Here is a 26,897-nt window from a genome sequence, read left to right as displayed (position 1 = left end):
CCTGCGCACTGTCCTTGCCCTGGCTCTGGAAAAACCCGGATGCGCAAGGCTGGCTTCTCATGATCGCGGTCGGGCTAGTTTCGACGTTAGGGCAATATCTTCTCTATGAAGGCTTTAGACACGCGCCCGCCTCATCGCTAGCGCCAGTGGAATATACCGGCCTGATCTGGGCTTTCATCTATGGTTACGCCATCTGGACGGAAGTGCCGACGATCAACGTCTTCATCGGCGCGATCCTTATCGTCGCGGCGAGCCTTTTGCTTGTCGGCTGGGAACGGCGGAGCATAAGTACGGCGAAGGAGCGGGTTAGTTGATTCTGAGGTGATGTGAATGCCCTGGTGTTTTACTAAATCGCTATCAGACAAAAATGCCTTACAGCGGTCAGCTTCGCAAGCTCTGACAAAATTGACCACGCTACCTATCTGGAAAGTCTTGGTGATAGCTTGTCCACGTTAACGCGAAGGAAATCCCGATGCTATACTAAAAATTTGTGTAAATAACGTCGTTTTCCAATCTTTGAGTTGCGTAATCAGAATATTCCCGCGATAATAATCGTGCTCAGTTCGACGCAGAGGATAGCATAAATTTGAAGCCATTCATCAAATGGGCGGGCGGTAAGAGATGGCTCGTTAATGACAAGAGTTTTGGATTTCCCAAATACACTGGACGATATATTGAACCTTTCTTGGGAGGCGGAGCTGTCTTTTTTCATCTGTCCCCGCGTAATGCAATCGTGTCCGATATGAATGAGCGGCTTATCTCCACCTATAGATCCGTTCGAGACGAATGGCGTTTGGTCCAAGCTAGTCTCACGGAATTCCAACATAAGCATTCTAGAGATTTTTACTACGAAGAGCGAGACCGACAGCATTCGAGCTCTCATCTCCGCGCCGCACAATTCCTTTATTTAAATCGAACTTGCTTTAACGGGCTGTACCGCGAGAATCTTAAGGGGCAATTCAACGTTCCGATCGGTTCCAAGACCCAAGTTATTTTATCAGACGACGATTTCGAATTGGCTAGCAAGATACTTTCTGACGCAGATCTGAGGACTGGGGACTTTGAAGCAGTCGTAGGGGAAGCGGTTGAGGGCGACCTTCTATTCTTGGACCCACCCTACACAACTGCGCATAATCTAAATGGATTTGTAAAGTATAACCAGAAGATATTTACTTGGAATGACCAAAAGAGGCTGATGGGGGCTACGCGTGACGCAATAAAGCGCGGCGCCCGCGTTGTTCTCACAAATGCTGATCACGAGAGTATTCATCAACTCTATGGCGAACTTGGTGAGCCTAGAGTTGTATCTCGTTCATCAGTGATATCGGGTTCCGTGGGCTCAAGGCAAGCTACGACTGAGGCACTATTTGTCTTTTAGGAGGGTTCGTATGATCGAACGTGGGGGGATATTGTCTTTTATTGATGCTGCTGAAGCTGCTGCTCTTCGTGCCAAACTAGTCAGCGAAAAGTCGCTGCTCGGTAAAATCTACGCCGCCAAATCCTCAAAGTTTCAGAATCTTAATGTCGAACATAGTGCAGCGCAGGGATTACTCGATGCTGGGTGGGAGATCTATGGCGAGCCTCTGAAAACTAAGACAAGGCTCCGTAGACCCAAAAGCCACGACGTTCAGTTTGAAGATGATGTTTGGTGTCAGCTTTACCGTTTGGGGTATCGGACGCTCAGCGTCGATGGAAATTTTGATCTTCCGTTTGGACCGAGTCCGTTTGATAAGAAGCAGATCAGTATCATCGCTATGAATGATGATAGTGTTTTGCTCTTTGAGTGCAAGTCGAGCGAGATATCGTTTAAATCTCCGTCCTTGGAAACAGATTTTGAGTCCTTAAGGTACAGGTCAGACGGGTATCGAAAGGTAATCGAACAGGCATTTGGCTCCGGTCGACGCATTAAATATATATATGCGACTAGAAATATAAGGCTAAGTCGAGATTCTGCCGATATCGCGATCTTGGAAGAAGCTGGTGGATTCTATTATAATGACAATACATTTCAATATGTTGATAGCCTGCTGAAGTCCTATCGAGATGCAGCTCATTATCAGTTTATGGCGTTGCTAATGAAAGGCCAAAGCATTAGCAAAGGTAAAATAGAGGTTCCTGCCATCGAAGGAACAATGGGCGGTAAAACATATTATATGTTTTCACTAGAACCCCATTTGTTACTTAAAATCGGGTTTGTCCTTCACCGAACCCGCGCTAATGAATCTGAGATGCCGACTTACCAGCGTCTTCTTATTCCGTCTAGGTTAAAAGGCATCACTAAGTTTATCGACAGTGGCGGTTTCTTTCCGAATTCAGCAATCTTGAATTTTAATGAACGTGATACAAAGTTGGAATTCAATGGTCAGCCCCGGTCAAAAGATACTTCTTCGCGGACTGGCGTACTAAAGATCCCGAATGCGTTCGCTATTGCCTATATTATCGACGGGCAACACCGAATTTACGGTTACGCAAACTCGAAATACAAATCTAGCAATACCATACCCGTTGTGGCTTTCAAGAATTTGGCGCCTAGCGATCAGCTTGAATTATTTATGCAAATTAATGAGAATCAAAAAGCTGTTAGTCCCACCCTCCGTATTACGCTTGAAGAAGATTTATACTGGAACGCCAGCCGTTTGGATTCTCGTCTCAAAGCATTGAGATCTTCGGTAGTTCGAGCGCTAGGTGGTGATTCTTCTGGTCCGCTTTACGGTAAAATTTCTCTTGGTGAAGATCGATCTATTCTTCAGGCTAAACCGTTCGCGGACGCGCTACTGAGGTGCAAGCTTTTGCCTGAGGCGAAGGGCAATAAGTTCATCGATGGAACTACTGACTTATCTCTTTATGATGTTGCTAATGCTGATCACAGTGATGAAATGATAAAAGCACGCGGCAGAGTGGTTGGCTTTATTAACGCCTGTTATGAGCTTGCAGAGGAAAAAATTGGAATAGGTCAAGACGCAACTGGTGCTTTTATTTGGTCAAATAGAGGGAGCTTCGCGTTTATATCGCTCATTGGTGATCTTCACGCATTTGAAGTAAAAAAAGGCTCTATTTCTATTCTATCCACAATTGAGCAAAGAACAGCCGCTGTTAAAGAATATTTATTTGTACTTTTCGATTCGTTGAAGTCAATGACTCCTGAGGCTTCTGAGGCTTTGACCGAAAAGCTTGGCAGTGGCGCAGAGACGACGTGGCTACGTTTTTTCCAGAACTATATTCATTCCAAATTTTTTGATTACAATCCCCCTGAATTGCAGGACTGGCGAGAACGGCAGGACAAGGCGCTCCAAAACCAAGGGCGGGAAATTGGTACTCAGATTGAGCGGCACATGAAAAATTTCATCATCACGCAGCTAAAAACAATTTTTGGCACAGATTGGGATATTGAAATTGGGACGATCCAGCGCGATTGCGAAGTGCGTGCCAAGGAGCAAATGGAGAAAGATTATAAGGACGGGCTCGGCCGCCATGAAATTCCTTGGACGGATCAGTTTTTCATCAAAGACTACAAGTCAATTATTGAGAAATACTGGTCTAAGAAGCCGGAGGGTGTAGAGGGCGCTCAGTCATTCGAGCAGCATTTTTCTATTGATGTCGGTTACGGCTTTAATAGCAAGGCTGAAAAAATTAAATGGATTTCCCTCTTCAACACTTTGCGAAACAACTGGGCGCATGAAGGTACTAAAGAAAAGGGCTTGAACAGGAACGATGTTGAGTTGCTGTCTAAGATTCATAATCAACTGGGTTTGAAATCGCAGTAGCTTCTCTGCTTTGAACCTGATCTTGACATCGTGCGTCAATTTTACTTTGTCTGGCTTTTGACCGCATGAGCTTGGCAGGGCATTAGTCGTAAATCAAAATAGGAAAATATTCACATTTTGATTTACGGCGAGAGATTTTTCCTTTATAGTGTTTTAAGTCGCATTCTCGTGCTGGCAGCCCCAGGCGAAGAAGGTGGCGGGTTTTGTTTTGGTGGTACTCAGTCATCTTAGCGGAACTCGATACATGAAATACTCGCCGTGCAGGCGGAATAACCCGTTGGTGACCCTATGGGCAGAACGGGCTTTCTTATTGCGCATCGATGTATTTCGCGCATGGCTGAGTTTGGAATGCGGATAGTGGCAGAGAAGTAGGAAGACTAGGAAGATTAGATTTCAGCCTGGCGTGCGGGCCCGGATGCTGGCTGGAAATGCGGTTTGATAATTGGGGGCGCTGAGAGGTGCCACACATATACAGTTACGAGGTAGCTTTCAGCGCCCCGTTGAAATGGCTTGTTTAGCTTATGGGTTGGACAAGCAACGAATGGTGATGACGCGAGCTCGATGAGTTGCGTGAGGTAATAGGTGTGTCTTGTTGAAGGAAAGAGGTGAAATCGAAGGATAGAACAAAAAGATATAACATCGCTAAATTCGCAATGCTGCATATACAGAAATATATATTTGCAGATCGAATTTTCACGTTAATATATAAATTATCTGCAATCAAGCATGCGGATGGTCTGGATAAGCGCGTGTATTTTTGTACAGAAACCAGCAGAAAAGCTCGGAATCGACTGTAAATGAATGGATTTGGCTATGTGCACACGGAAAATGGAGGAAAAGCAGGTGTGTTTTGGGTTCTCAACCGGAGCGGATCGGGATTATAGTAACAGTATCATGATACTGTTACTATAATCCCGATCCGCTCCGGTTGAGAACCCAAAACACACCTGCTTTTCCTCCATTTTCCGTGTGCACATAGCCAAATCCATTCATTTACAGTCGATTCCGAGCTTTTCTGCTGGTTTCTGTACAAAAATACACGCGCTTATCCAGACCATCCGCATGCTTGATTGCAGATAATTTATATATTAACGTGAAAATTCGATCTGCAAATATATATTTCTGTATATGCAGCATTGCGAATTTAGCGATGTTATATCTTTTTGTTCTATCCTTCGATTTCACCTCTTTCCTTCAACAAGACACACCTATTACCTCACGCAACTCATCGAGCTCGCGTCATCACCATTCGTTGCTTGTCCAACCCATAAGCTAAACAAGCCATTTCAACGGGGCGCTGAAAGCTACCTCGTAACTGTATATGTGTGGCACCTCTCAGCGCCCCCAATTATCAAACCGCATTTCCAGCCAGCATCCGGGCCCGCACGCCAGGCTGAAATCTAATCTTCCTAGTCTTCCTACTTCTCTGCCACTATCCGCATTCCAAACTCAGCCATGCGCGAAATACATCGATGCGCAATAAGAAAGCCCGTTCTGCCCATAGGGTCACCAACGGGTTATTCCGCCTGCACGGCGAGTATTTCATGTATCGAGTTCCGCTAAGATGACTGAGTACCACCAAAACAAAACCCGCCACCTTCTTCGCCTGGGGCTGCCAGCACGAGAATGCGACTTAAAACACTATAAAGGAAAAATCTCTCGCCGTAAATCAAAATGTGAATATTTTCCTATTTTGATTTACGACTAATGCCCTGCCAAGCTCATGCGGTCAAAAGCCAGACAAAGTAAAATTGACGCACGATGTCAAGATCAGGTTCAAAGCAGAGAAGCTACTGCGATTTCAAACCCAGTTGATTATGAATCTTAGACAGCAACTCAACATCGTTCCTGTTCAAGCCCTTTTCTTTAGTACCTTCATGCGCCCAGTTGTTTCGCAAAGTGTTGAAGAGGGAAATCCATTTAATTTTTTCAGCCTTGCTATTAAAGCCGTAACCGACATCAATAGAAAAATGCTGCTCGAATGACTGAGCGCCCTCTACACCCTCCGGCTTCTTAGACCAGTATTTCTCAATAATTGACTTGTAGTCTTTGATGAAAAACTGATCCGTCCAAGGAATTTCATGGCGGCCGAGCCCGTCCTTATAATCTTTCTCCATTTGCTCCTTGGCACGCACTTCGCAATCGCGCTGGATCGTCCCAATTTCAATATCCCAATCTGTGCCAAAAATTGTTTTTAGCTGCGTGATGATGAAATTTTTCATGTGCCGCTCAATCTGAGTACCAATTTCCCGCCCTTGGTTTTGGAGCGCCTTGTCCTGCCGTTCTCGCCAGTCCTGCAATTCAGGGGGATTGTAATCAAAAAATTTGGAATGAATATAGTTCTGGAAAAAACGTAGCCACGTCGTCTCTGCGCCACTGCCAAGCTTTTCGGTCAAAGCCTCAGAAGCCTCAGGAGTCATTGACTTCAACGAATCGAAAAGTACAAATAAATATTCTTTAACAGCGGCTGTTCTTTGCTCAATTGTGGATAGAATAGAAATAGAGCCTTTTTTTACTTCAAATGCGTGAAGATCACCAATGAGCGATATAAACGCGAAGCTCCCTCTATTTGACCAAATAAAAGCACCAGTTGCGTCTTGACCTATTCCAATTTTTTCCTCTGCAAGCTCATAACAGGCGTTAATAAAGCCAACCACTCTGCCGCGTGCTTTTATCATTTCATCACTGTGATCAGCATTAGCAACATCATAAAGAGATAAGTCAGTAGTTCCATCGATGAACTTATTGCCCTTCGCCTCAGGCAAAAGCTTGCACCTCAGTAGCGCGTCCGCGAACGGTTTAGCCTGAAGAATAGATCGATCTTCACCAAGAGAAATTTTACCGTAAAGCGGACCAGAAGAATCACCACCTAGCGCTCGAACTACCGAAGATCTCAATGCTTTGAGACGAGAATCCAAACGGCTGGCGTTCCAGTATAAATCTTCTTCAAGCGTAATACGGAGGGTGGGACTAACAGCTTTTTGATTCTCATTAATTTGCATAAATAATTCAAGCTGATCGCTAGGCGCCAAATTCTTGAAAGCCACAACGGGTATGGTATTGCTAGATTTGTATTTCGAGTTTGCGTAACCGTAAATTCGGTGTTGCCCGTCGATAATATAGGCAATAGCGAACGCATTCGGGATCTTTAGTACGCCAGTCCGCGAAGAAGTATCTTTTGACCGGGGCTGACCATTGAATTCCAACTTTGTATCACGTTCATTAAAATTCAAGATTGCTGAATTCGGAAAGAAACCGCCACTGTCGATAAACTTAGTGATGCCTTTTAACCTAGACGGAATAAGAAGACGCTGGTAAGTCGGCATCTCAGATTCATTAGCGCGGGTTCGGTGAAGGACAAACCCGATTTTAAGTAACAAATGGGGTTCTAGTGAAAACATATAATATGTTTTACCGCCCATTGTTCCTTCGATGGCAGGAACCTCTATTTTACCTTTGCTAATGCTTTGGCCTTTCATTAGCAACGCCATAAACTGATAATGAGCTGCATCTCGATAGGACTTCAGCAGGCTATCAACATATTGAAATGTATTGTCATTATAATAGAATCCACCAGCTTCTTCCAAGATCGCGATATCGGCAGAATCTCGACTTAGCCTTATATTTCTAGTCGCATATATATATTTAATGCGTCGACCGGAGCCAAATGCCTGTTCGATTACCTTTCGATACCCGTCTGACCTGTACCTTAAGGACTCAAAATCTGTTTCCAAGGACGGAGATTTAAACGATATCTCGCTCGACTTGCACTCAAAGAGCAAAACACTATCATCATTCATAGCGATGATACTGATCTGCTTCTTATCAAACGGACTCGGTCCAAACGGAAGATCAAAATTTCCATCGACGCTGAGCGTCCGATACCCCAAACGGTAAAGCTGACACCAAACATCATCTTCAAACTGAACGTCGTGGCTTTTGGGTCTACGGAGCCTTGTCTTAGTTTTCAGAGGCTCGCCATAGATCTCCCACCCAGCATCGAGTAATCCCTGCGCTGCACTATGTTCGACATTAAGATTCTGAAACTTTGAGGATTTGGCGGCGTAGATTTTACCGAGCAGCGACTTTTCGCTGACTAGTTTGGCACGAAGAGCAGCAGCTTCAGCAGCATCAATAAAAGACAATATCCCCCCACGTTCGATCATACGAACCCTCCTAAAAGACAAATAGTGCCTCAGTCGTAGCTTGCCTTGAGCCCACGGAACCCGATATCACTGATGAACGAGATACAACTCTAGGCTCACCAAGTTCGCCATAGAGTTGATGAATACTCTCGTGATCAGCATTTGTGAGAACAACGCGGGCGCCGCGCTTTATTGCGTCACGCGTAGCCCCCATCAGCCTCTTTTGGTCATTCCAAGTAAATATCTTCTGGTTATACTTTACAAATCCATTTAGATTATGCGCAGTTGTGTAGGGTGGGTCCAAGAATAGAAGGTCGCCCTCAACCGCTTCCCCTACGACTGCTTCAAAGTCCCCAGTCCTCAGATCTGCGTCAGAAAGTATCTTGCTAGCCAATTCGAAATCGTCGTCTGATAAAATAACTTGGGTCTTGGAACCGATCGGAACGTTGAATTGCCCCTTAAGATTCTCGCGGTACAGCCCGTTAAAGCAAGTTCGATTTAAATAAAGGAATTGTGCGGCGCGGAGATGAGAGCTCGAATGCTGTCGGTCTCGCTCTTCGTAGTAAAAATCTCTAGAATGCTTATGTTGGAATTCCGTGAGACTAGCTTGGACCAAACGCCATTCGTCTCGAACGGATCTATAGGTGGAGATAAGCCGCTCATTCATATCGGACACGATTGCATTACGCGGGGACAGATGAAAAAAGACAGCTCCGCCTCCCAAGAAAGGTTCAATATATCGTCCAGTGTATTTGGGAAATCCAAAACTCTTGTCATTAACGAGCCATCTCTTACCGCCCGCCCATTTGATGAATGGCTTCAAATTTATGCTATCCTCTGCGTCGAACTGAGCACGATTATTATCGCGGGAATATTCTGATTACGCAACTCAAAGATTGGAAAACGACGTTATTTACACAAATTTTTAGTATAGCATCGGGATTTCCTTCGCGTTAACGTGGACAAGCTATCACCAAGACTTTCCAGATAGGTAGCGTGGTCAATTTTGTCAGAGCTTGCGAAGCTGACCGCTGTAAGGCATTTTTGTCTGATAGCGATTTAGTAAAACACCAGGGCATTCACATCACCTCAGAATCAACTAACCCGCTCCTTCGCCGTACTTATGCTCCGCCGTTCCCAGCCGACAAGCAAAAGGCTCGCCGCGACGATAAGGATCGCGCCGATGAAGACGTTGATCGTCGGCACTTCCGTCCAGATGGCGTAACCATAGATGAAAGCCCAGATCAGGCCGGTATATTCCACTGGCGCTAGCGATGAGGCGGGCGCGTGTCTAAAGCCTTCATAGAGAAGATATTGCCCTAACGTCGAAACTAGCCCGACCGCGATCATGAGAAGCCAGCCTTGCGCATCCGGGTTTTTCCAGAGCCAGGGCAAGGACAGTGCGCAGGCGATGCCGAACAGTGCGCTGGTGGCATACATCTGGGTCAACGTCGTTTCGCTTTTGCTGACGAGGCGAATGAGGATGGTGCTCCACGCCCAGCAGAAGCCTGCGATGATGCAGAGTGTTGCGGGAAGCCAGTTTGGCGAGTTGGCCGGATTGGCAGCCACGACGACGCCGATGAAACCGACTGCGCAGGCTATCCAGCGGCCTGCGCCGACTTTCTCCTTCAGCACGAAGATGGAGAGGACCATGACCATGATGGGTGCTGAGAAATAGAGCGTGGTGAGTTCCGCCAGCCCCAGATATCGCGCGGAGCTGTAGAACAGCATCCATGCGGTGAGCATGAGGGCTGCGCGAATGACGACGGTGCCGCGGTATTTGCTCTTGAGGATGGACGGGTGGCGGTAGCGGTGTGCCAGGATGCCGGTGATCAGGACGATGACAGCGCTTCGCACGAAGAGGATTTGCGGAACCTCGTAGCTTTCGACAAGCCATTTGACGAGCGCATCCTGAAGAGCAAAACAGGAGTAGCCCATGGCCGCCAGCCCGATGCCGAAAAGCGGCCTTGCTTCCAATGATCCTGCCATGCGTTTCACCACGATGCTGCTGATGATCTGTACTAGCCGAGTCCGGCGTTATGATCCATGGCGGTTGGATGGTTTCTGTGGCAGCCAGCACTCGGCGCTTATTGTCCGGCGAAAAACGTGTTGGCGTCCGGTTGGCACAGATAACGTTTTCGCGATGGCAGAGGAAATATCTCGTGCTCACACGTTGCTGTGCCTATGTAATTTGCACAGGTTAGAAAAGGAGAAGGAATGAGCGAGACGTATGGCCCCCACGTACAGATGGGAACACTTGCAGAGCGAATGGCGGCCCATTACCAAACGGATGCAAATCTGGAGCTGGGCCCGCATCTTGCTCACTACATGGAAGAGGTCGAGGTCAATATTTCTGCTCACAGTTTTGACCATGTCGGGTTTATGAGCAAGATTCACGACCGGCTGGAAAAGGCACTTTTGGCGACATCGGGTCTTCGGCGCGACGAGTTTCTACACGCCGTTGTTGCCGCGCTTCGAGAGCGGATGGACCGGCACAAGATTGTGGCCGCAGGTTAGGATTGGGCGCCTCGCGCGAGGGGAAAGCTTACCGGGTGCGCATCGCAAAGGCGAGGTCAGTTCGCGGTCTGGGCTGCGGCAAAACGACAGATTGTTGACATCGCAGTTTGGGCGTAGCGCTATCTGACGACAGACAGTGTCGAGCGATAGCCTGGAAGTGTTCAAATGATGGATCCGGATTGGGTCGATTGGTTCCCCATAGTTCTCTTGCCGCTCAAGCTTCTCGTGCTGGGCGTGGGGATGTTTTACGCCATCAAGTGGCATCACGATCAGGCGAAGAAAGATAAAGAAACCGGTAGACGCTAGGCCTTAGGCCATATGCGACGAGTGATATCGACGAGCCAAGGCGGACGGTCTGGCCGCGTAACGAAATGGCATTTCGAGACGCGCAGAGGCGGTACGATTCGGAATTGGGATTTCAATCGTTGGTCGACTTTAGCTGAGCTCAAAATTCAAAGGAGCCCAATAGTCAAAAAACTCTTTGACTTGTTTTTTGGGTAGAACCGTCCCGCTTTTAACAAGCGACGAGTAGGTCTTGCCGCCTGCGCTCACGACATCATCGACCAACTTTGAGAGCTTGTCTTCTGCTGCAGCAACAAGAAATATATCGCGATCGTCGCTCACATATACGACGGCATAGTCATGTATTTTTATGATCTTATCAACATCGACAAAATCACTTTCCAGCTTAATGGCACTTTCGAAGGAATCGACCAACATCGGATCAGTTTTAGAACCCGCAACAAAAAGGGATAAAGTCCCACCCCGAGAAAAGTTTTCCAAGGCTTCGTATTCAGAATCATCAAGCCAGTCAGTTCCGAAAAAAACCTTGTAACCTCGTTCCTCGCAGAACTCTTTGTTTAACCCAAAGCGATCGAAATTCATCACAAAACCTCAACTTCGATGATTTTCTGGAGGTGCTTAAACCAAGGCAGGAGCTTCGCCGTCGCAATCGATCGCATAGCCGATACGACCGGCAGGCTTGCTATTAAGGAAGACGGCGGATGAACTAGCGGCTAGTTTGCGAGCGTGGGTAGGTTCGGTAGCAAGCCATGGTTCGCTTACCCTCAATACAACCGATCAAAAAATCATATTGATTCATAATGGCTTCGTAAGATGCGTAAAAACCAGGGTTAGAGTAACCGACGAAGCTATCCACTTTAGTGGCAACTTTGTCCCAAATTTCTACATCTTTGCGGGTTGCGTGTACTTCTTGGACAAATTCCTCATAAGATTCGTAAAGTTTTTTATCTGATGAGCTGGCTGTAATCATGACGCATCCTATTCCTAAATAAAACCAAGGTTTTCAGAGTCATTAGGGTAACTGAGTGATGTGTTGATTGTAAAAATAAACGATGCCAGAAAAGGTTTTGTTAGACTACCCACGTCATTTCGCATCCACGAATTGCATCTCGCCGACTTACCGTTCGCCTAACCAGCAATCGCTGATGGGCGCCGCTATTTGATGAAGAAAACGTGCTGGCTCCGACTAGAAACTGCGTTTTCTGCGTGTCACGGGAATGTGCAACACGTTCAACTGGAACAAATTGGTTCAGCAACTGTTGTTATCCAACGACCAGAAACCACCTAATCCCGGTAAAAAATGGACACTCACTCTCCGAACGCCGCGCTACCCGTGTTGTCATCGGACGATCTGGAAGAGATAGATCGGTTTCACACTGCTTGGTGCGAAGAAAATAATATCGAGAAAACCGATGATAGAGCCACCGAAGTGGCATCTGCTCTGATCGATTGGTATTCTACCAGCCCTTCCTATCGTCAGCGCACGAAGCTGGATCATCCACCTGAGTTACCGGTTTCCGAGACGATCGAAACGCTGCTGGAGCGGCTTGACCGGGTGAGATGAGCGGCACCGCAGCGCCTTATATATATGGTGAACGGATGTCTCATGCCTTTTCCGAGTTACGGCTTTCGCGCAATGTGAGGAGCCATATCGCCGCTTTGCAGAAAGGCTCGATACTTAGCGTGGCGATTTCGCTGTCACGATTGATGTGTTCCGATGCCTGGCGATAGCCTTTTTCGCGTAGCCGGTCCGATAGGACCGGCGCCAGGGCTTGTGTCGTTTCTCGTGATCGCTGGCCCGCATGCAGCATTCCGCTCAGCAAGTCTTCCGCCTCATCGAGAATGTCACGTGGCGCAGATGTCGCGATTGCAGCCACCGTGTGATCGCTTTCGTCTCCCTCAAGGTCTGGCACGATGAAGCGATCTGCCGAAATGGACCACGGTTCGCAGACGACAGCGTCGCCCTCCAGACGCACGGTGCCGGCCACCTGTCTTACCGGCCCCCATTTACCCTCGAATGCCATAGCAAGAATGCCGGGTGCCGCCGGTGCCGCAGCATCGAATGGGCGTTCGAACCATAGCTTGCCGCCATCATTTGCAAGATGAGCGCCAGCCTCCCACAGCTGACGTCCGGGTGCCCAGGACTGGCCGATGACTTCGCCTATATCGAAGACGTGGAGTGTGTCGAAGCGCCGGTGCGGGCGCAGCAGCGAGATTTGCCGGTGGCTCAACTCAGCCGCAACCCTTTCCACGCTGGTCGCCGCTAGCGGTTGGGGGAAGTTGAACAGCGCATCACGCGGCATGAGTTGGCTTCGGCCACCAGATCCGCGCCCCAGCGTCAACATTCCGTCGGCGCGCCGACGTGCGACACTCGTCAGGACTTGCCCTCGCCCCAAGCCACCCACGGGCATGCCGACCGAAATTTGTCGCGTTGGAAGCGAAGCTACAAAGCCGCGCGCGTCCTGGGTGGGCAGAGGTGAGAAAGGCTTTTCCATCAGCATGGTCGCGCCCGTATCGCTATCCGCAAGCAAGACGGATGCACGTATATCGCCGCCCTCCTGGCGCAGTCTGGCGCCCAGAGAGACCAGACGCGTTTTGCCCATCGGCGTCTCGAAGGGTTCTCCCAAACCCAGCGCAGACACGCTATCCTTGGCCCGCGTACGCGCGAAAAGCCCGGCAACAAGTTGTAGAACCACGCGCTCGTCGTGTCGGGCACTACGATTGTCATAGTCCGAAATCTGCTCTTCCAGCGCTTCCAGAACCAGCAAAAGCTGGACGACATTCGCTTGCTGCGCGCTGCGGCGAGCGGCTTCGATCGTCTGCGCGTGGGCCTCAGGACCGGCAACGACGCCCGCCTCGAGCAGCCTCTTTATAACAGCATCACAGGCAATGCGCAGCGGCATGATATCGATGTTCGCCCCGTTTTCTGAAGCGCCTCCGATAACGGTTTGCGACGTGCCTTCGGCTGCCTGAAAGGCGTGCACCGCCATAGCAACATGGGCGCAGTGCGTGCGAAGTTCACAGTCACAACGCGCATAGGAAAGATCGTTCGGAACCAGAAAGCGCACGCTGGCCATCGGCAGATAGGCGGTTGGTGTCTTTCCATATTCAAGTCGCACGGGATGACGCGACCGCAGAAGCTGGGATAGCTCTGCTTTTGCGGATGCGGAGAGGCTATCCGCGACCTGCTGGGTATCAAATGAGGCGGGATTCCAACCCGGCTCAGATGCGTCCGCTGCATCCGCTGCCGCATGACGCGCGCGATAGGCCAACGCCAGCATGACACGGTGCCTGCACATGCCTGAGGACGGACAACTGCAAGAGGCGTCGGCCAAGGTTTGCCCAGAAGACAGGCGTGTCGAGGTACCATCGGCAAATCGCGCAATGATCGCGTCTTTCGTCTCCTCCATCTCGGGAACGGCTCCCGCCTCCAGCTCGCGCAAGGCACGCTTTACAAGTCCCGCGTTGGAAAGTTGGATCAATCCCTGATCTGTGAGGGCAACGAGGTCGGGTCTCAGCATGGACTACCGCCCGATCTTTTCGGCAAGCCAGCCAGCGAGCTCGCCCGGCGTCATCGCTCCGACTTCCGCGCCTGCCGCAACGAGCTTCTGCGCCATGTTCCCGTCGTAAACGGGCGTGGCGCCAGAATCCAGTGCAGCTAGCCCGAGAACGAGCGTGCGCTGGGCGACGAGCGCAGCAACACGGTCCACCAGCATGGCCGGGCTGGACCCTTCGAAGAAATCGGAGATGAGAACGACGATCGCACGGTCGGGGTGTTCGATGAGGCCCGCCGCGTAGAATACCGCACCCTGAATATCGGTGCCGCCACCAAGCTGGACCTTCATCAGCAACTCGCAAGGGTCGTCCACGTCCTTGGTCAGATCGACGACGTTCGTATCGAAAGCGACGAGATGGGTCCGAACGCCGGGAAGCCCCCAGAGGCAAGCCGCCGTCACGGCAGAATGAATGACCGAGTCCAGCATCGATCCACTTTGATCGACCAGAAGGATGATCTGCCAGGTCTTCATGTGCCGACGGTTGCGGGCGAAGAAATGCAGTTTCTCGACGGTCATCTTGCCGGTCTCGGGGTCATAGTGCTTGAGATTGTCTTTTAGCACCCGACGAAAATCAAGGTCGCTGGCGATCCGAAACCGGCTGTGACGCCTGCGGTCCATAACGCCGGAAAAGGCCAGAGACATATCCCGCGCCAGCTTTTCCATCAATTGGCGCACGACCTCCTGCACCAGTTTTCGTGCCAGCAGCAGGATATCCGGGGACATCAGATGCTTCGTGCGCAGGACCGCTTTCAGCAGCGTCTCATTGGGCACCGCGCGTTGCAGAACCTCCGGGTTGGTCACCACATCGTCAATGGCGTAGCGCTCTATGGCGTCGCGCTCCAGGCGCTCGATCGTTTCCTTGGGAAACAGCCGATGAATATCGTTTATCCATTCCGGTGTGGTCAGGACCGACCCTTCACGCCCACCCCGGCGTGCAATATTGCGAGAACCACCCTCCTCATCACGGCCATAGAGCCATTCAAGGGCGGCATCCATGGCCGCAGCTTCGCTGGACAGCCCGCACCCGGCTGCAGCACAGGGAGCCTGTGCTGCTTCGCCGAGAACGAGACGCCAACGTGTCAGGGCATCGAGGGCTGTGACGCTCATTTTACCGCCGTGGCGGCAAGCAGGCTCAATCCCCGAAGCATCTCACTAGCGCTCACCGGATCGAGTTCGCCGAAGGTACGGGTATCGCTTCCCGGCTGACTGTAGGGGCGATACAGCGTAATGTGCTGCAGTTTCTGAAACTTTTCCTCCCAGTCGCCACCGCCGGTGAAGATGCCGGGATCAAAGCCGAACATGGCAGTATTGACCTTGCCATCGGTAAATCGCACCGGCCGCTCCAGCCACGAGATGCACCCCCCGTCCTCCACAGAACCGAGGTCCCAGCCGCGTGGCGACATACCGCGCAGTCGTGCCGCCTCCACCTCGATATCGGCGAACCGGGTGATCGTGGACGCTTGCTTCTCGTCTTGTGTCAGCTCGTAGGTTTCTCGCCCAAGCTGAGGGAAAGGCTGTGAAATTTCGTAATCTCCAAACAGAGCGCCCCAAGCATCAAGCCCACCCTTTGGCAGATGCAAGGGATGAACCAGTCCAATCAAGCCGGTCGCATCAGCGGAAAGCTCGATCGTGATCGGCTCGTCCTCTGCGTCGGTGAAGGACAGATCGTCGCCGACCCGGAAGAGTGTCTTGGGTGCAGTTTGAGGGTCTGTATCGTCATAGACGCCCCAAACAAGCCGCTGGGAAAGATGGCGGATCAACGGATGGCTTGCGAAGAAGAGCCAGAACACCTCGGGCGAAACCCGCCGGGATGTCGACAACATGTTTTCAAGGCGCGTAATCTGCAGGCTTGAAACCGCTCGCGCATCCTTCTTTACCGCGGCCCATGTTTTGACCGCTGCGGCGGACAGTGTCGCATCGTCGGCTTTGTTCGGTTTGGGCAAATCCTTCAGGCGCTTGCCCGTTTCATCCTTTACCCATGGCTTCAGGAACTCATCGAAACCAACGCGGAAGCGGCGTGGCCCGAAATCGAGATCGAGACCGCCGCGCTCATCCAGATCGAGATCAGGTGCGAGACGATCGGCAAGCTCTTCCGGCGTCAGATCACGCGCCTCGGCAATTGCGGCGATCTTCTCCCGCGCCTTTTCCTGAAGTCCCTTGAATTTCAGCTTTTCCGCGATGCCATTGAGGTTCATCAGCGCCACATCCGTACCGATATCGGCAAGAACATCGAGACCGGTGACGGCACGTTGATGGGCGGATTCGCCGGGCCATTTGCGCACAAGGCGCGTCAACTGGCGGGCGCACTCATCGTCCCCAAGCCAGCCCAAGCCGCGCAAAGCCCACCCTTCCTTGTTGGGAGCACCTTCGGCAAGCCAGGCGCCGAAAAGGTCCCAGGAGAAGCGCGCGAGGCTCTCCGGCGTCGTGACCTCCTTTACCGCATCGAGACCGGCATAGATGGCCTCGGGCGTTGAGAAGGACAGCATTTCCGCGATGGCGGCCAGTGCCTCATCCGGCAGGGCACCGCCATCTTTCAGCACCGGACGGGTCAGCGCACCGGGGTTGAACCATGCTGGCAGCTTGGCGATGCGCGCAGGGAACCGGGCATAGGGATCACGATCCAGAACCTCCCAGACCGCCTTCATCACATCAGGCGACTGCGGCTCGTACAATTTCGCGATCTCAAGAATTTCATCCCGCGCATCGGCGCGATCTGTCACCATCCAGCGAAGTGTATGTTCCGCCGCATCGCGAGAGGCCCCGGGCTTGCCGCTGGCGTCAGGGAGCAGCCTCGTTATTGCCGTACGCCTATAAAGACGTAGCCATTGCATAGCCGGTACTCGCGCCTTCTTCAGCTTCAAGAGCGCGCGCGCGGCAAGGGGTGCAATGCCTGCGAAATCGACGTCCTTTACGTGGTCGAGCATGCCGATCGGGTTGTTTTCCACATTTCGGAGCAGACCAGGCAACGCTCTTTCGCCAAAACGATCGATCATGCGTGGGACAATATCGCCCATGTAATAGGATGGCAGAACTTTGGGCTGCCCCCATAAGGTCAACGAGAAAGAATCAAATTGCTTCTCGATGCCTCCTATCAGCGTGTCCCAATCATAACTTCCTGCCGCGTGATAGTCCTGGAACTCTGACACCCGCCTTGAAACGAAGGCCAAAACGTCTTCCAACTCATCGCCTTTTTGCGGAAGGGCCATCGAGCGTGGCACTTTTCTCCAATCGGGAACGTCTTTGCTCTCGAACTCCCTGATGGCATCGATTAGTTCCTCGGTCGTAGAGACGATGCGGGCGCGGCTTAGGCGCCAACTATACTCCTCCGGCGGCGGCCCCTCGCGCAGATAGCGGAAGGGTGTTTCCAACGGCGAGAGTTCCAGAACGGTATCGTCGACGGCCTTCTTTTTCTTGCGCCATGGCGGATCACGCAACACGACAGGCAGGGTTTCGATCGGTGCCAGCGCAACATCATGGATATCGAGCAGCTTCTGCAGCTGGGTTTTCCACCTCGGTTCGGTGGCCCAGCTTTCCAATGTCTCTTTCGGATACTGCTTGACGAAATCCATGGCCCGGGCGCGAATAACAGGCTCGTTGCTGCCGGATGACAGCGTTGCCAGATATTGACCGAACATGAAGGCGGGGTCCTCTTCCGACGCCTGATCGACCGCGGGACGAATCCATTTTTCGTGAATGAACGGCAGAAGCTTTGCTAATGCCCCACTTTCACCCGTCGCAAGGATAACGCGTGCGATCTCTGTTCTCTGACCTTCATAGCCATAATGAAGCAGCCATTCGAGCGTCGGCAGTGCGGATTCGTGATAATGCCGCGCCGTCTCTATAGCGGTGGCGAGAATATCATCGAGCATCAGGTCGTAATACATGAAGAAAATGAAATAGCTGCGCTTCGTGCGCCAGCGTGCCGCAGCAGACGGCCGGGCATCCAGTACGAGCGGCACCATGGCAAGTGCAGCACCAACGTCCTCCCCCGCTTCCTGAGCTGCGGCTAGGACAGCGAGCGGCGTCAACTCATGCGTCACATCCCGGTCATCACCCAGCATAAATGCGAAGGCTGCCTTCTTGCGCCAATCTGTTTCCGTTCGGAAGGCTTCGGTCAGCATCGCAACGATCGCCTCGTAATCCTCATCGGACGCGGCAGTGATGTTACCGCGAAGAGCAAGTTCGCGCGGCGAACTCAATGATGAGGCCTCATAACCACGTCGATTGCTGGGATCGATCCCGACAATCGGCAGCATCGCTTCCACCACAAAAGGCATGCCGTGCTTTGCGGACAGAAACTCAAAAAAGTGGTCCAGGCACAAGAGACTGGCGGACGTCTTTTTCTGGCTTTCACCCAAATAGATGATGAGATATTTGCTCGCCTGCTCGATCTTTTCTGCCCATTCGCGAACATCTGCGGCGGTGGACACCCCTATGGACTCCCCTGCTTCACCGGCTTCCTGAACCTTTGCGTCCAGCCAGTTCCACGCTTCGAGCCGTTCGTCTTCGGCGTTGTCCTTGATGAGGGCCACGTGACCGCGTAGCTTTGCCCAGGCTTTTACCGGATCGGCAACAACAAACCGTCGCGAACGTGTTGGCAGAGCAGAGCCTATCAGCCGGTTCAGAATTTCCTCACGATCAGCATCGACCACAGGTTTTGCAGCAGGTGGAACCGCGACGGATGGCTGCGTCGTAGCTTCGCTTGCGGCGGCTGCGGGCGATGGCGTCGCGGGTTTCTCGTCTTTGGATGCCTCTGGCGAAGCGGCGGCAGGTACCGAAAGTGCGGGCATCTCACCGTCGGCAACGCGCGAATAACCCTTGCCGGTCTTTTCTTTTACCAGCTTCTTCTTTTCTTTTTCGGCGTCTTCCGCAGTCGGAAAATCCTTGTCTTTCGATTGGCCCTGCGTGCCGATACGGCCATAGCGGATTTTAAGTGAAACACCTGAGACGAAGACTTCCCAGAACTTTGACGATGTACCTTCAACGAGTTCGTAGCGTTCCATTTTTACCTTCCTCACATCACATCAAATCAATCCGGCTTCGGCAAGACGCCGAGCCACAGTCGCCTCGAGCGCGATAGCGCTCGCCTGATTTGCCACCGGCGTCGATTGACGCATCCACGCCATGGCCTGAACTTCAGCCTGCGCCTCGTTGCCGCCGTGGGAACGGACAATGGCGCCAGCCAATCTTTCGCGCTCACGCGGCGGGAAGAATGAAAAAGCCCGTCTGAGCGACGGCAACGCGCGCAAAAACGCCTCGTCCGTCCAGCCTTCGACCATGGCGGTGACGGAGCCGATGACAGACGCGCTTTTGGAAATGTCCTCGCGCGCCAATGCAAACAGGCCGGACAGGAAGTCGCCGAGCCTGTCAGGCCCGCTGAAACGCTGCATCCGTCCGCTGACATCGTCAGGGAATGTTTTCCCGCACGCGATCAGCGTTCCGAAAGCTCCACCGGCGAGCGCTGCTGGCGCCTCCGGGTTTGCAACACAGCGTTCAAGTCCGGCAATAAAGGAGGAAATGTCCATGTTCGGCGTCGGGCAATCCCGCATCATGTCGCGACAGGCAAGCAGCGCGCGGATGGCTCTGATGCCTTCATCCTCGTTGCGAATGGCCTCCATGATCCACATCACACGGGCGAACACCACTTCGCAGAGCCGCCCCAAGGCCTTATGCGCAGCCTCTCCGAAAATCTCTCCAAAGCGGTAAAGCCTCACGACCTCCAGCCCTGTCGCGCCGATTGCACGGATGTCGTGGGACGATGCGAGACCGGCGGCGATGCGCTCCGTCAATTCGTTTTCAAGCGCCAACAGACCGGCAAACAGCGCATCGGCAAGGCACGCGGAGAGGCTCTCGAGATCGTTTCCCGCGTGCTCGGCACGATCCGACAGCACCGCTGCTGCAGCCATTGGCACCGTGCCACCCCAGCGCGACGCCTCGATCTGCGCACCATCGGCATCACGATGAAGGACCAGCCGGAATGTTTCCTTCGGCGCAACTGTGCCGAGGGCCATCGTGTCACCGATACGTTCGATGCCGGGAATGTCGAGGATACAGAGCGCGTGCAGCAGGTGTGCCCGCTCTCGATCAAGATGCACGTTCCAATCCAGCACCACGTTGCGTGGACGATGGTCCGGCATCAGACCGAGCTCATCAAGCCTCGCTCGGATATCGGCCATCAAAGGCGGTTGGCGGGTGCCGGGCGCTAGCTTGCCGGAGCGTTCTCCCGTCAGGGCACGCAGCATGGCAACGAGTGCTGGGTGGGTTCCAGACCGCAACGCGCCTTCCCGGGTCCAGGCGGCAGGCATGTCAAGTGCGTCCTTGACCAAGGTCGCCAAGGCTGCATCCAGGAGATCGGCACGCAACACGGACCGGTGCCCACGCGCCATCGAGAGCGCTTTGGCATGGGCGTGCCACGCAACGCGATCCGCCGTGGAAACAACCTGCCCGGCAGCACGTAGCGCAGCAGCAATCGCATTCTGTGCATTATCAGCCGCGTGATCCAGCCCATATGCAAAGACATCTTCATAGTAAGCTGGAGATGGCATACCGGATGCGTAACCGGCAAACCGGTCAAGCCGCCGATATTCATAAGGCACAACGTAGCTTCCCGCTCGTTCGCCCTCATCGAGTTTAGGGATCGCCGGTAGGTCGCCGTCCGCCTGACACGCCAGCATTCGCACGGCCTGTGCGTGCCAGCCGCCGCAGATGAGGACGACTTTTCTGCCTTCTGCCTCCCTCACGGCCCAGGCTGCATGCGCGGCCATGTAGCGTTCACGCGCAAGTTCCTGCGGGTCCTCCGCCCCATCCGGGCGCAGCAGGTCGAAATAATATGCGAGGCGTTCCTCAAGCTCCTCCAGCGGTGATTGCTCGGCAATTGCGTCCCAGAATGCATCGCGCCCATCTTCACCCAGCGCATTTGCCGCGGCCTGTTCGACTGCTGCTGCTCTGTTTCCATGCAGATCGGCATAGCGGTTGGTGCGATCTCCAAAATCCGGGTGCCAGGCAGGTAGATCGCAAAAGAGCGGTCTGGCACCTGCGGACCATGCCGCTTGTAAAGCCTCCCACTCCGGCGAATAGCTGCAAAAGGGGGAATAAGAGGCGTGCACACGACGCGGTGTGGAATGAAAACTGAAAATGGCCAGCGGCAGTTGATGCGCGAGCCTCAAATCCTCGATGTGGGGATTGAAATCTGCCGGGCCTTCGATCAGCACAAACGCTGGCTTGTGATCTTCGATGGTGCGACGAACAAGCTGCGCGCAGGCAGGTGAATGATGCCGCACACCGATGACGATGAGGCGATCATGCGAGCTGTACTGGTCGTCGGGATCAGGGTGTGAGGAGATGCCGGGCTGCATAAAACGCCTTCCACCCTTCGCCTGACCGCTTGGATGCCTTCTGCTCGAGATAGCGGCGCAACCGCGTCAAATCCTCCGCATTGTCCTTTGCCGCCGTGCCCGCAAGGCATTCGACGATATCTTCGGGACGACCGCTATCACCGCGAAGATAATGGCCGCGAATACCGATGGCGTGGGCAACGCTGACCGCTTCGGCTGTACTCATGACCGAGCTTAACCGCTCCATGCCGCCTTCGACCGAAAGGCCTTCCCGCAACTCTCTAAAGCAGGTTACCAGCACCTCCAGAGTATCGTCATCGGGTGGTGCCGGGACGCCCGACCGCGCGAGCAATTTTCCCGCCTCACGCTTGACCAGCGCAAGTTCCTCATCCGCATCGCGAATGGGGAAAACCGTTTCGAAGTTGAACCGCCGCTTCAAGGCGGCAGACATTTCGTTCACGCCACGATCGCGGGTGTTGGCGGTGGCGATGATGTTGAAGCCTTCTCTGGCAAACACCATACCGTCATCACCCGACAGTTCCGGCACGGCCATCACCCGGTCTGATAGTACGGACAACAGGCTATCCTGAACCTCGAGCGGGCAACGCGTGATTTCCTCGAAACGAACAACCTTGCCTTCCGACATGCCACGGTGAAGCGGTGCCGGTACGAGCGCCCGTCGCGTCGGCCCCTTGCTCACCAGAAGAGCATAATTCCAGCCATAGCGGATCTGATCCTCGCTCAAGGAAGCGCCGCCCTGAATGGTCAGCGTCGAGTCCCCGCTGATGGCAGCAGCAAGCAATTCCGACAGAAAACTCTTGGCAGTCCCGGGCTCACCAATCAGCAGCAGCGCACGGGACGTTGCAAGGGTCACCATGGCGCGCTCGATGAGGGATGACGATGCGACGAGTTTGGCCGTCGCACCATTGCCGCCGAGGATGAAAGATTTTACACTTTTCAAAGACATCGCCCAACCGGGCGGCTTCGGGCCACTGTCGTTCTTGTGCAATGCTGCAAGCTCATCCGAATATAAGATTTCAACCGGCGGTCGCTGCACGACATTGTTGGCTACATTCTCATTCATATCTCATCACCTGGCAGTGTAGATTCGCTGAAGCGCCGTAGTCGGACACGAGAACTCGCACCCATTCGTTGCAGAAATAAGGCAGGAATTGTGCACATTGCATCGCTGATAATTTGAAAGGCAGATTTTAGTCACAGACTGCGCAGATTATGACTTCGCTGCCGTTTTCCCGCCCTGAAAACATCACCAATCATTCAGCCACCGTTCACGGGCTGAAGCGCTATTTGTTTGCGGGGCCAAAAGGAGCAAAACAGATGCGCAGATTGATTTTGAGCGCAGCTTGCATCGTCACAGGATTATTTGCGACCGGCGTCAACGCGATGCCAACCGGCAAACAATCCGCACCGGACACGTCACTCATTCAAAAGGTGGATTACGCCTGCGGTCGCGGCTACCACCTGTCCCCACGCGGATTTTGCCGCCCGAACGGACCGCCGCCAGGATATTACGGCGGATGGGATCGGCGCGATCGCTGGGAAGAACGGCGAGAATGGCGGGAACGGCAGGCACGCCGGGAGTGGCGCGATAGACACGACCGCCGCGATTGGCATGATCGTCGCGGCTGGCAGGGAGAGCCCGATTATCGCTGGTGAAGAAGAAGCCCTCCGCAGCAAGGAGGGCTTTTTATTGCCGTGAAGCGCCGGGATGGATGGGATCGAGAGGCGTCGTCCTCACGGACCCGATGGTGACGCGAGATAACTCTCTTTTGGCACGATTGAATTTAAAGACCTAAAGGTGTCGTCGGTCACGGCTGTATGGCCTTGTAAAGAAGATCATATTGTCGGCGAAAATTATCACTCAATATAAAGAGGCCGGGATTTCGGCTTTGTTGAGAACATTCCCTGTACTTGCAATAATAAGCTCTGCACATCGGCTGAGCCACGCCATCGGGATAATTATCCCTAAAGAACAGGTCCTTGTACGAACCATCGTCGAAGCTCGTGATCGAGGGTGCGTAATCGCAGAAATACGGTGTCTTCTCAAGGGCGCGCTGCGTTTCGTCCGAAAACTGGTGGAAAAGATCCCCGTGGCAGTTCTCATTCAGGCCACATGCCCAAACCGACAGGCGAAAGGCTTCATAAGACGACGATATTTCTGAAGAATTAGACTTTATTTCATTGCTGCGTATTATACTGACGTAGTCCACAAATTTTTTCTTGAAATCATTTTCTATATTGAATTTGAATTTCCACATCTCGAAGAAAACGTTCTTCCCACCGCATTCCTGCAGCTTTTCTTTTATTTGATCCGTGTACTGATACTGCTGACAAACACCTGGCAAGTTTATGGCCACGGTGTTTACCGTTCCCTTGTCGTGGCATATCGCGTCAATTAAACTTAAAACGTCCTTGGAGCATGCCTGCTGCAACCTGCTTTCGACGCTTTTAGGCAGTGGTGTTGTCGTCTGGGATAGGCCCTGTGAGGCGCCCATAATACTAATAAGAAACGCGGCGACTATCGTGCAAAGTTTCAAGGTGCTTACTCCGTTCAGTTATGTCGCTGCACTCCCGAAAGCTGTGCTCACATTATGAAAAATATTGATCAAGAGAGATCATGTTTGCACGCGTCTCATCATCGACAGACAATTTTGAATAGGCAATCTCCACACCTTCAAATGCGATGAGCCATTCTCCGACAGCGAAAAACTGACGTATGGAAGACGTATCGTGACCTAATTTTTCAAGTTGAAGGATTAAGTCCTCCAACGTTTGAATCGCTGCAACGCCGTCGACAACACCGGCTTTCACAAGCTTAATCCCCAAAATTAATTGCAGCTTTTTCCAGCCATTCGTTAGCGTGGACCTGGCCGTTGCGATCTTGGTTGCAAAGAAGAGGCAATCCGCGGCGATCTTCCGGCCACAGGATGGATTTCATATCGCCGCTCGCAAAATCGCACAGAACAGGGCTACTGCTGAGAAATTGATCCGGGAACTTGAGAATCAGCTCTTTTGCACAAGCCGTTCTGCCGTTGCCCTTGCCAGGGCATAGAAGCCACACGAAGCTGGCAAGAAGCAGATCGTTACGATACCGAAATGAATTATCCGTATCGTATCTTCTTTCACTGAGGTCTGGTTCAAATGCTCTCGAAACGTAAAATTGCAACAATCCCCATCGACGGGCCTCTGCCAGTTCCACGCTGCCGCTTCTGGACATGTTGACAATTGAACGGACGGTGCTGCTGTTGCAAGCGTCGCCCGGAGCTTCTGACCGCCCATTGCGCAAGCCACTTAGGTAGTCTAGCCAGGGCTTCACTTCCTGAATATTGTCCAAAGTGAAGGTCTGTCGCTCACAAAATGCGCGAGCTGGATAAAACGCCTCTTGCGCAAGAGCTCCAGGGGATATGCTTAGCGCCCCGAAAAGAAGGGTGAATATGCTAAGGATTTTTAATTTTCTTGATGCAAGCATATTATGACTTTCAAGATGTCTTCGAAGTACGTTCGCAGCGTGAAGGAGCCATGGCCTGAATGATCTGGATGGAATTTCCTCGCTTCGAGGTCTCACGACGATAGCTACCCATGAGCCCTATCCGCCAATATGGAAATTACAATCAAACTCAAACCAAAGGCGAAATGCAATTATTAATTGCGTCAAAAACAAAGACTGGACGTTTTTGTAGCTAGCTCTACCTACCAATGAGCGCCCAATGCATTTATACAGGTTATGGTTCCGAAATTATTGGTAGGTTGCAATTCTGTTGATGACTGAAGCATGACTGGCGTGCGGGAAAGCAACATCTAAATCGTCACACCCATCTTTGATTTGATGGCAAGGCGTGCCACAAGTTTTACCAATCGTTGCACGGCTTGGGGACAGACCGCCGCGCTGGACGATGTGCTCGGGGCATTTGCGGGAAGTGGGGGAAGTCATGCAGTCATCGGTTTCCGTTGAGGATGGCCTACGAGCGGCTGGAGTTGGGGCGTTTCAGAAGCGCCTGTTCGTCATTTTTGGGCTCGTCTGGGCAGCTGACGCCATGCAGGTTCTGGCGATTGGGTTTAGTGCGCCGTCGATTGCCAAAAGCTTTGGGGTGACGGTGCCGCAGGCATTGCAGACGGGGACGTTCTTCTTTCTGGGGATGCTGATCGGCGCTTTTGCTTTCGGGCGGCTGGCGGATCGCATTGGGCGCAGGCCGGTGCTGTTTATCGCCATTATTCTCGATGCCATCTGCGGCGTTGCATCAGCATTTGCTCCTGATCTGCAATGGTTGATCGTGGCGCGCTTTCTCACCGGCATTGGGGTGGGCGGAACGCTGCCTGTCGATTACGCCATGATGGCCGAGTTTTTGCCCTCCGACCGGCGGGGTCGGTGGCTGGTTCTGCTGGAAGGCTGCTGGGCGATTGGCACCGTTGCGCTGGCCGTGCTGGCGCTGGTGGCGGGTACACAGGGTGGGGAAGCGTGGCGGACGATTTTCTTCGTGACGGGGCTTCCGGCACTCATCGGCGTCATTCTGCGGCTTTACGTGCCGGAATCGCCTCTTTATTTGAACCAGAAAGGTCGCTCGGAAGAGGCGCGGAAGGTGTTACAACGCGTTGCGAAGACGAACGGCAAGGATATCGACATCCCGGCACTGGTGCCGCAGGCTAAGCAGCGCGCGCCAATCACTGAGCTGTTTTCAAACATTCTGCGTCGCCGTACGGTGTTTTTGATGCTGGCGTGGATGCTGATCTCGGTTTCCTATTACGGCGTCTTTGTCTATCTGCCGATAAAGCTGGCGGCAGATGGTTTCGGCTTCATGCGTGGTCAAATGTTTCTCGTCGTTCTGGCGATCGCGCAATTGCCGGGCTATGCGCTGGCGGCCTATGGCGTGGAAAAATGGGGGCGCAAGCCGACACTGATCGGCTTCCTGCTGCTGAGTGCGGTGGGAACGCTGGCCTATGGGCTGGGGCAGACGGTTGAGGTCGCCGTGGCCGCGACGTTGCTGCTGAGTTTCTCGCTGCTGGGCACGTGGGGAGCGATTTACGCGTTTACACCGGAGCTTTACCCCACGACGCTGCGTGCGAGTGGCATGGGGATGGCGGGTGCGGTTGCGCGGTTTGGTGGGCTATTGGCACCATCGATCGTTGCACCGTTGATGGCGTCGAATTTCGGGCTGGCTTTGGGAGTCATCTCAGGGCTGCTGGTCGTTGCTGCTTTCAGCGTGTGGCTGATCGATGCGGAATCGAGAAATCAGGCTCTTGCATAGAGCCTGATTTCCA

At 52.6% G+C, this 26,897-nt stretch carries 21 protein-coding genes; 8 read left to right on the top strand and 13 right to left on the bottom strand.

The genetic code is table 11. The features are described 5' to 3' along the window. The 3 genes from QRN55_RS21155 to QRN55_RS21145 all read left to right on the top strand — a co-directional run. On the top strand, nt 1-314 hold a 314-nt coding region (locus QRN55_RS21155; RefSeq protein WP_284778199.1), incomplete at its 5' end, for an EamA family transporter. Nucleotides 315-586: 272 nt separating this feature from the next. Then, nucleotides 587-1,378: a DNA adenine methylase gene (locus tag QRN55_RS21150; protein ID WP_284778197.1), complete on the top strand. Its 792-nt coding sequence runs from the start codon at nt 587-589 to the stop codon at nt 1,376-1,378. Nucleotides 1,379-1,388: 10 nt separating this feature from the next. Continuing rightward, the gene (locus QRN55_RS21145) at nt 1,389-3,764 is read left to right on the top strand and encodes a DGQHR domain-containing protein (protein WP_284778198.1); all 2,376 of its coding nucleotides are present in this window, start codon (nt 1,389-1,391) and stop codon (nt 3,762-3,764) included. 1,790 nt (nt 3,765-5,554) lie between these two features. Here QRN55_RS21145 and QRN55_RS21140 read toward each other — a convergent pair. The 3 genes from QRN55_RS21140 to QRN55_RS21130 form a co-directional block, all read right to left on the bottom strand. Next, nucleotides 5,555-7,930: a DGQHR domain-containing protein gene (locus QRN55_RS21140; protein WP_284778198.1), complete on the bottom strand. Its 2,376-nt coding sequence runs from the start codon at nt 7,928-7,930 to the stop codon at nt 5,555-5,557. Nucleotides 7,931-7,940: 10 nt separating this feature from the next. Further along, complete coding sequence (locus QRN55_RS21135) at nt 7,941-8,732, bottom strand: DNA adenine methylase (protein ID WP_284778197.1); 792 nt, start codon at nt 8,730-8,732, stop codon at nt 7,941-7,943. A gap of 272 nt (nt 8,733-9,004) precedes the next feature. Beyond that, nucleotides 9,005-9,898, bottom strand: a complete 894-nt coding sequence (locus QRN55_RS21130) for a DMT family transporter (protein WP_284778196.1) — start codon at nt 9,896-9,898, stop codon at nt 9,005-9,007. Between the two features lie 228 nt (nt 9,899-10,126). On the opposite strand from QRN55_RS21130, the gene QRN55_RS21125 reads away from it, so the two are divergent. After that, nucleotides 10,127-10,426 (top strand): hypothetical protein, encoded by a 300-nt coding sequence (locus QRN55_RS21125; RefSeq protein WP_284778195.1) that lies wholly within the window; start codon nt 10,127-10,129, stop codon nt 10,424-10,426. Nucleotides 10,427-10,591: 165 nt separating this feature from the next. Then, complete coding sequence (locus QRN55_RS21120; RefSeq protein WP_284778194.1) at nt 10,592-10,732, top strand: hypothetical protein; 141 nt, start codon at nt 10,592-10,594, stop codon at nt 10,730-10,732. A 129-nt stretch (nt 10,733-10,861) separates the two neighbouring features. Here the strand turns inward: QRN55_RS21120 and QRN55_RS21115 are convergent, their stop codons facing one another. Both QRN55_RS21115 and QRN55_RS21110 read right to left on the bottom strand, forming a co-directional pair. Further along, nucleotides 10,862-11,311 (bottom strand): hypothetical protein, encoded by a 450-nt coding sequence (locus QRN55_RS21115; protein ID WP_284778193.1) that lies wholly within the window; start codon nt 11,309-11,311, stop codon nt 10,862-10,864. Between the two features lie 124 nt (nt 11,312-11,435). After that, entirely contained in the window at nt 11,436-11,699 is a 264-nt protein-coding gene (locus QRN55_RS21110; RefSeq protein ID WP_284778192.1) for a hypothetical protein, read from the bottom strand. Nucleotides 11,700-12,029: 330 nt separating this feature from the next. Between QRN55_RS21110 and QRN55_RS21105 the strand changes: the two genes are divergently transcribed. Beyond that, a complete protein-coding gene (locus tag QRN55_RS21105) occupies nt 12,030-12,293 on the top strand; it encodes a hypothetical protein (protein WP_284778191.1) in 264 nt (87 codons plus the stop codon). A gap of 40 nt (nt 12,294-12,333) precedes the next feature. Here the strand turns inward: QRN55_RS21105 and QRN55_RS21100 are convergent, their stop codons facing one another. The 5 genes from QRN55_RS21100 to QRN55_RS21080 are packed head-to-tail and all read right to left on the bottom strand — an operon-like array spanning nt 12,334 to nt 22,704. Then, nucleotides 12,334-14,250 carry a YehQ family protein gene (locus QRN55_RS21100; protein WP_284778190.1) on the bottom strand — a complete coding sequence of 639 codons (1,917 nt, stop codon included), beginning with the start codon at nt 14,248-14,250 and terminating at the stop codon, nt 12,334-12,336. Nucleotides 14,251-14,253: 3 nt separating this feature from the next. After that, complete coding sequence (locus QRN55_RS21095) at nt 14,254-15,393, bottom strand: VWA domain-containing protein (protein ID WP_284778189.1); 1,140 nt, start codon at nt 15,391-15,393, stop codon at nt 14,254-14,256. After that, the gene (locus QRN55_RS21090; RefSeq protein WP_284778188.1) at nt 15,390-19,289 is read right to left on the bottom strand and encodes a WGR and DUF4132 domain-containing protein; all 3,900 of its coding nucleotides are present in this window, start codon (nt 19,287-19,289) and stop codon (nt 15,390-15,392) included. The genes QRN55_RS21095 and QRN55_RS21090 overlap by 4 nt, the downstream gene beginning before the upstream one ends. 21 nt (nt 19,290-19,310) lie before the next feature. Further along, a complete protein-coding gene (locus QRN55_RS21085) occupies nt 19,311-21,641 on the bottom strand; it encodes a DUF5682 family protein (protein WP_284778187.1) in 2,331 nt (776 codons plus the stop codon). Continuing rightward, the gene (locus QRN55_RS21080; RefSeq protein WP_284778186.1) at nt 21,613-22,704 is read right to left on the bottom strand and encodes an AAA family ATPase; all 1,092 of its coding nucleotides are present in this window, start codon (nt 22,702-22,704) and stop codon (nt 21,613-21,615) included. The genes QRN55_RS21085 and QRN55_RS21080 overlap by 29 nt, the downstream gene beginning before the upstream one ends. Before the next feature lie 254 nt (nt 22,705-22,958). On the opposite strand from QRN55_RS21080, the gene QRN55_RS21075 reads away from it, so the two are divergent. Beyond that, nucleotides 22,959-23,297, top strand: coding sequence for a GCG_CRPN prefix-to-repeats domain-containing protein (locus QRN55_RS21075; RefSeq protein ID WP_112501610.1), 339 nt, complete (start codon nt 22,959-22,961; stop codon nt 23,295-23,297). A 152-nt stretch (nt 23,298-23,449) separates the two neighbouring features. Here the strand turns inward: QRN55_RS21075 and QRN55_RS21070 are convergent, their stop codons facing one another. Genes QRN55_RS21070 through QRN55_RS21060 form a run of 3 tightly spaced genes read right to left on the bottom strand, consistent with a single transcriptional unit; the run spans nt 23,450 to nt 25,110 of the window. Next, on the bottom strand, nt 23,450-24,178 hold the full coding sequence (locus tag QRN55_RS21070) for a hypothetical protein (protein ID WP_284778185.1): 729 nt from the start codon (nt 24,176-24,178) through the stop codon (nt 23,450-23,452). Nucleotides 24,179-24,230: 52 nt separating this feature from the next. Continuing rightward, entirely contained in the window at nt 24,231-24,452 is a 222-nt protein-coding gene (locus QRN55_RS21065) for a hypothetical protein (protein ID WP_284778184.1), read from the bottom strand. 4 nt (nt 24,453-24,456) lie between these two features. Beyond that, nucleotides 24,457-25,110, bottom strand: a complete 654-nt coding sequence (locus QRN55_RS21060; RefSeq protein ID WP_284778183.1) for a hypothetical protein — start codon at nt 25,108-25,110, stop codon at nt 24,457-24,459. 460 nt (nt 25,111-25,570) lie between these two features. Here QRN55_RS21060 and QRN55_RS21055 point away from each other — a divergent pair, with 460 nt between their 5' ends. Further along, nucleotides 25,571-26,884, top strand: a complete 1,314-nt coding sequence (locus QRN55_RS21055; RefSeq protein ID WP_284778182.1) for an MFS transporter — start codon at nt 25,571-25,573, stop codon at nt 26,882-26,884. The last annotated feature ends 13 nt before the right edge of the window (nt 26,885-26,897 follow it).

It is taken from the genome of Agrobacterium sp. lyk4-40-TYG-31 (assembly GCF_030209855.1).
GTDB classification, from domain to species: Bacteria; Pseudomonadota; Alphaproteobacteria; order Rhizobiales; family Rhizobiaceae; genus Agrobacterium; species Agrobacterium vaccinii.
The sequence above is the reverse complement of the archived record's forward strand: the minus strand, read 5'-3'. Positions and strand labels throughout refer to the sequence as shown.

Bases quoted from the DNA above. Each gene is read 5' to 3' on its own strand.
- QRN55_RS21140 (WP_284778198.1), bottom strand. From the start codon at position 7,930: ATGATCGAACGTGGGGGGATATTGTCTTTTATTGATGCTGCTGAAGCT.
- QRN55_RS21090 (WP_284778188.1), bottom strand. From the start codon at position 19,289: ATGGAACGCTACGAACTCGTTGAAGGTACATCGTCAAAGTTCTGGGAA.
- QRN55_RS21145 (WP_284778198.1), top strand. From the start codon at position 1,389: ATGATCGAACGTGGGGGGATATTGTCTTTTATTGATGCTGCTGAAGCT.
- QRN55_RS21095 (WP_284778189.1), bottom strand. From the start codon at position 15,393: ATGAGCGTCACAGCCCTCGATGCCCTGACACGTTGGCGTCTCGTTCTC.
- QRN55_RS21110 (WP_284778192.1), bottom strand. From the start codon at position 11,699: ATGATTACAGCCAGCTCATCAGATAAAAAACTTTACGAATCTTATGAG.
- QRN55_RS21080 (WP_284778186.1), bottom strand. From the start codon at position 22,704: ATGAATGAGAATGTAGCCAACAATGTCGTGCAGCGACCGCCGGTTGAA.
- QRN55_RS21115 (WP_284778193.1), bottom strand. From the start codon at position 11,311: ATGAATTTCGATCGCTTTGGGTTAAACAAAGAGTTCTGCGAGGAACGA.
- QRN55_RS21105 (WP_284778191.1), top strand. From the start codon at position 12,030: ATGGACACTCACTCTCCGAACGCCGCGCTACCCGTGTTGTCATCGGAC.
- QRN55_RS21075 (WP_112501610.1), top strand. From the start codon at position 22,959: ATGCGCAGATTGATTTTGAGCGCAGCTTGCATCGTCACAGGATTATTT.
- QRN55_RS21060 (WP_284778183.1), bottom strand. From the start codon at position 25,110: ATGCTTGCATCAAGAAAATTAAAAATCCTTAGCATATTCACCCTTCTT.
- QRN55_RS21100 (WP_284778190.1), bottom strand. From the start codon at position 14,250: ATGCTGAGACCCGACCTCGTTGCCCTCACAGATCAGGGATTGATCCAA.
- QRN55_RS21125 (WP_284778195.1), top strand. From the start codon at position 10,127: ATGAGCGAGACGTATGGCCCCCACGTACAGATGGGAACACTTGCAGAG.
- QRN55_RS21120 (WP_284778194.1), top strand. From the start codon at position 10,592: ATGATGGATCCGGATTGGGTCGATTGGTTCCCCATAGTTCTCTTGCCG.
- QRN55_RS21130 (WP_284778196.1), bottom strand. From the start codon at position 9,898: ATGGCAGGATCATTGGAAGCAAGGCCGCTTTTCGGCATCGGGCTGGCG.
- QRN55_RS21055 (WP_284778182.1), top strand. From the start codon at position 25,571: ATGCAGTCATCGGTTTCCGTTGAGGATGGCCTACGAGCGGCTGGAGTT.
- QRN55_RS21085 (WP_284778187.1), bottom strand. From the start codon at position 21,641: ATGCAGCCCGGCATCTCCTCACACCCTGATCCCGACGACCAGTACAGC.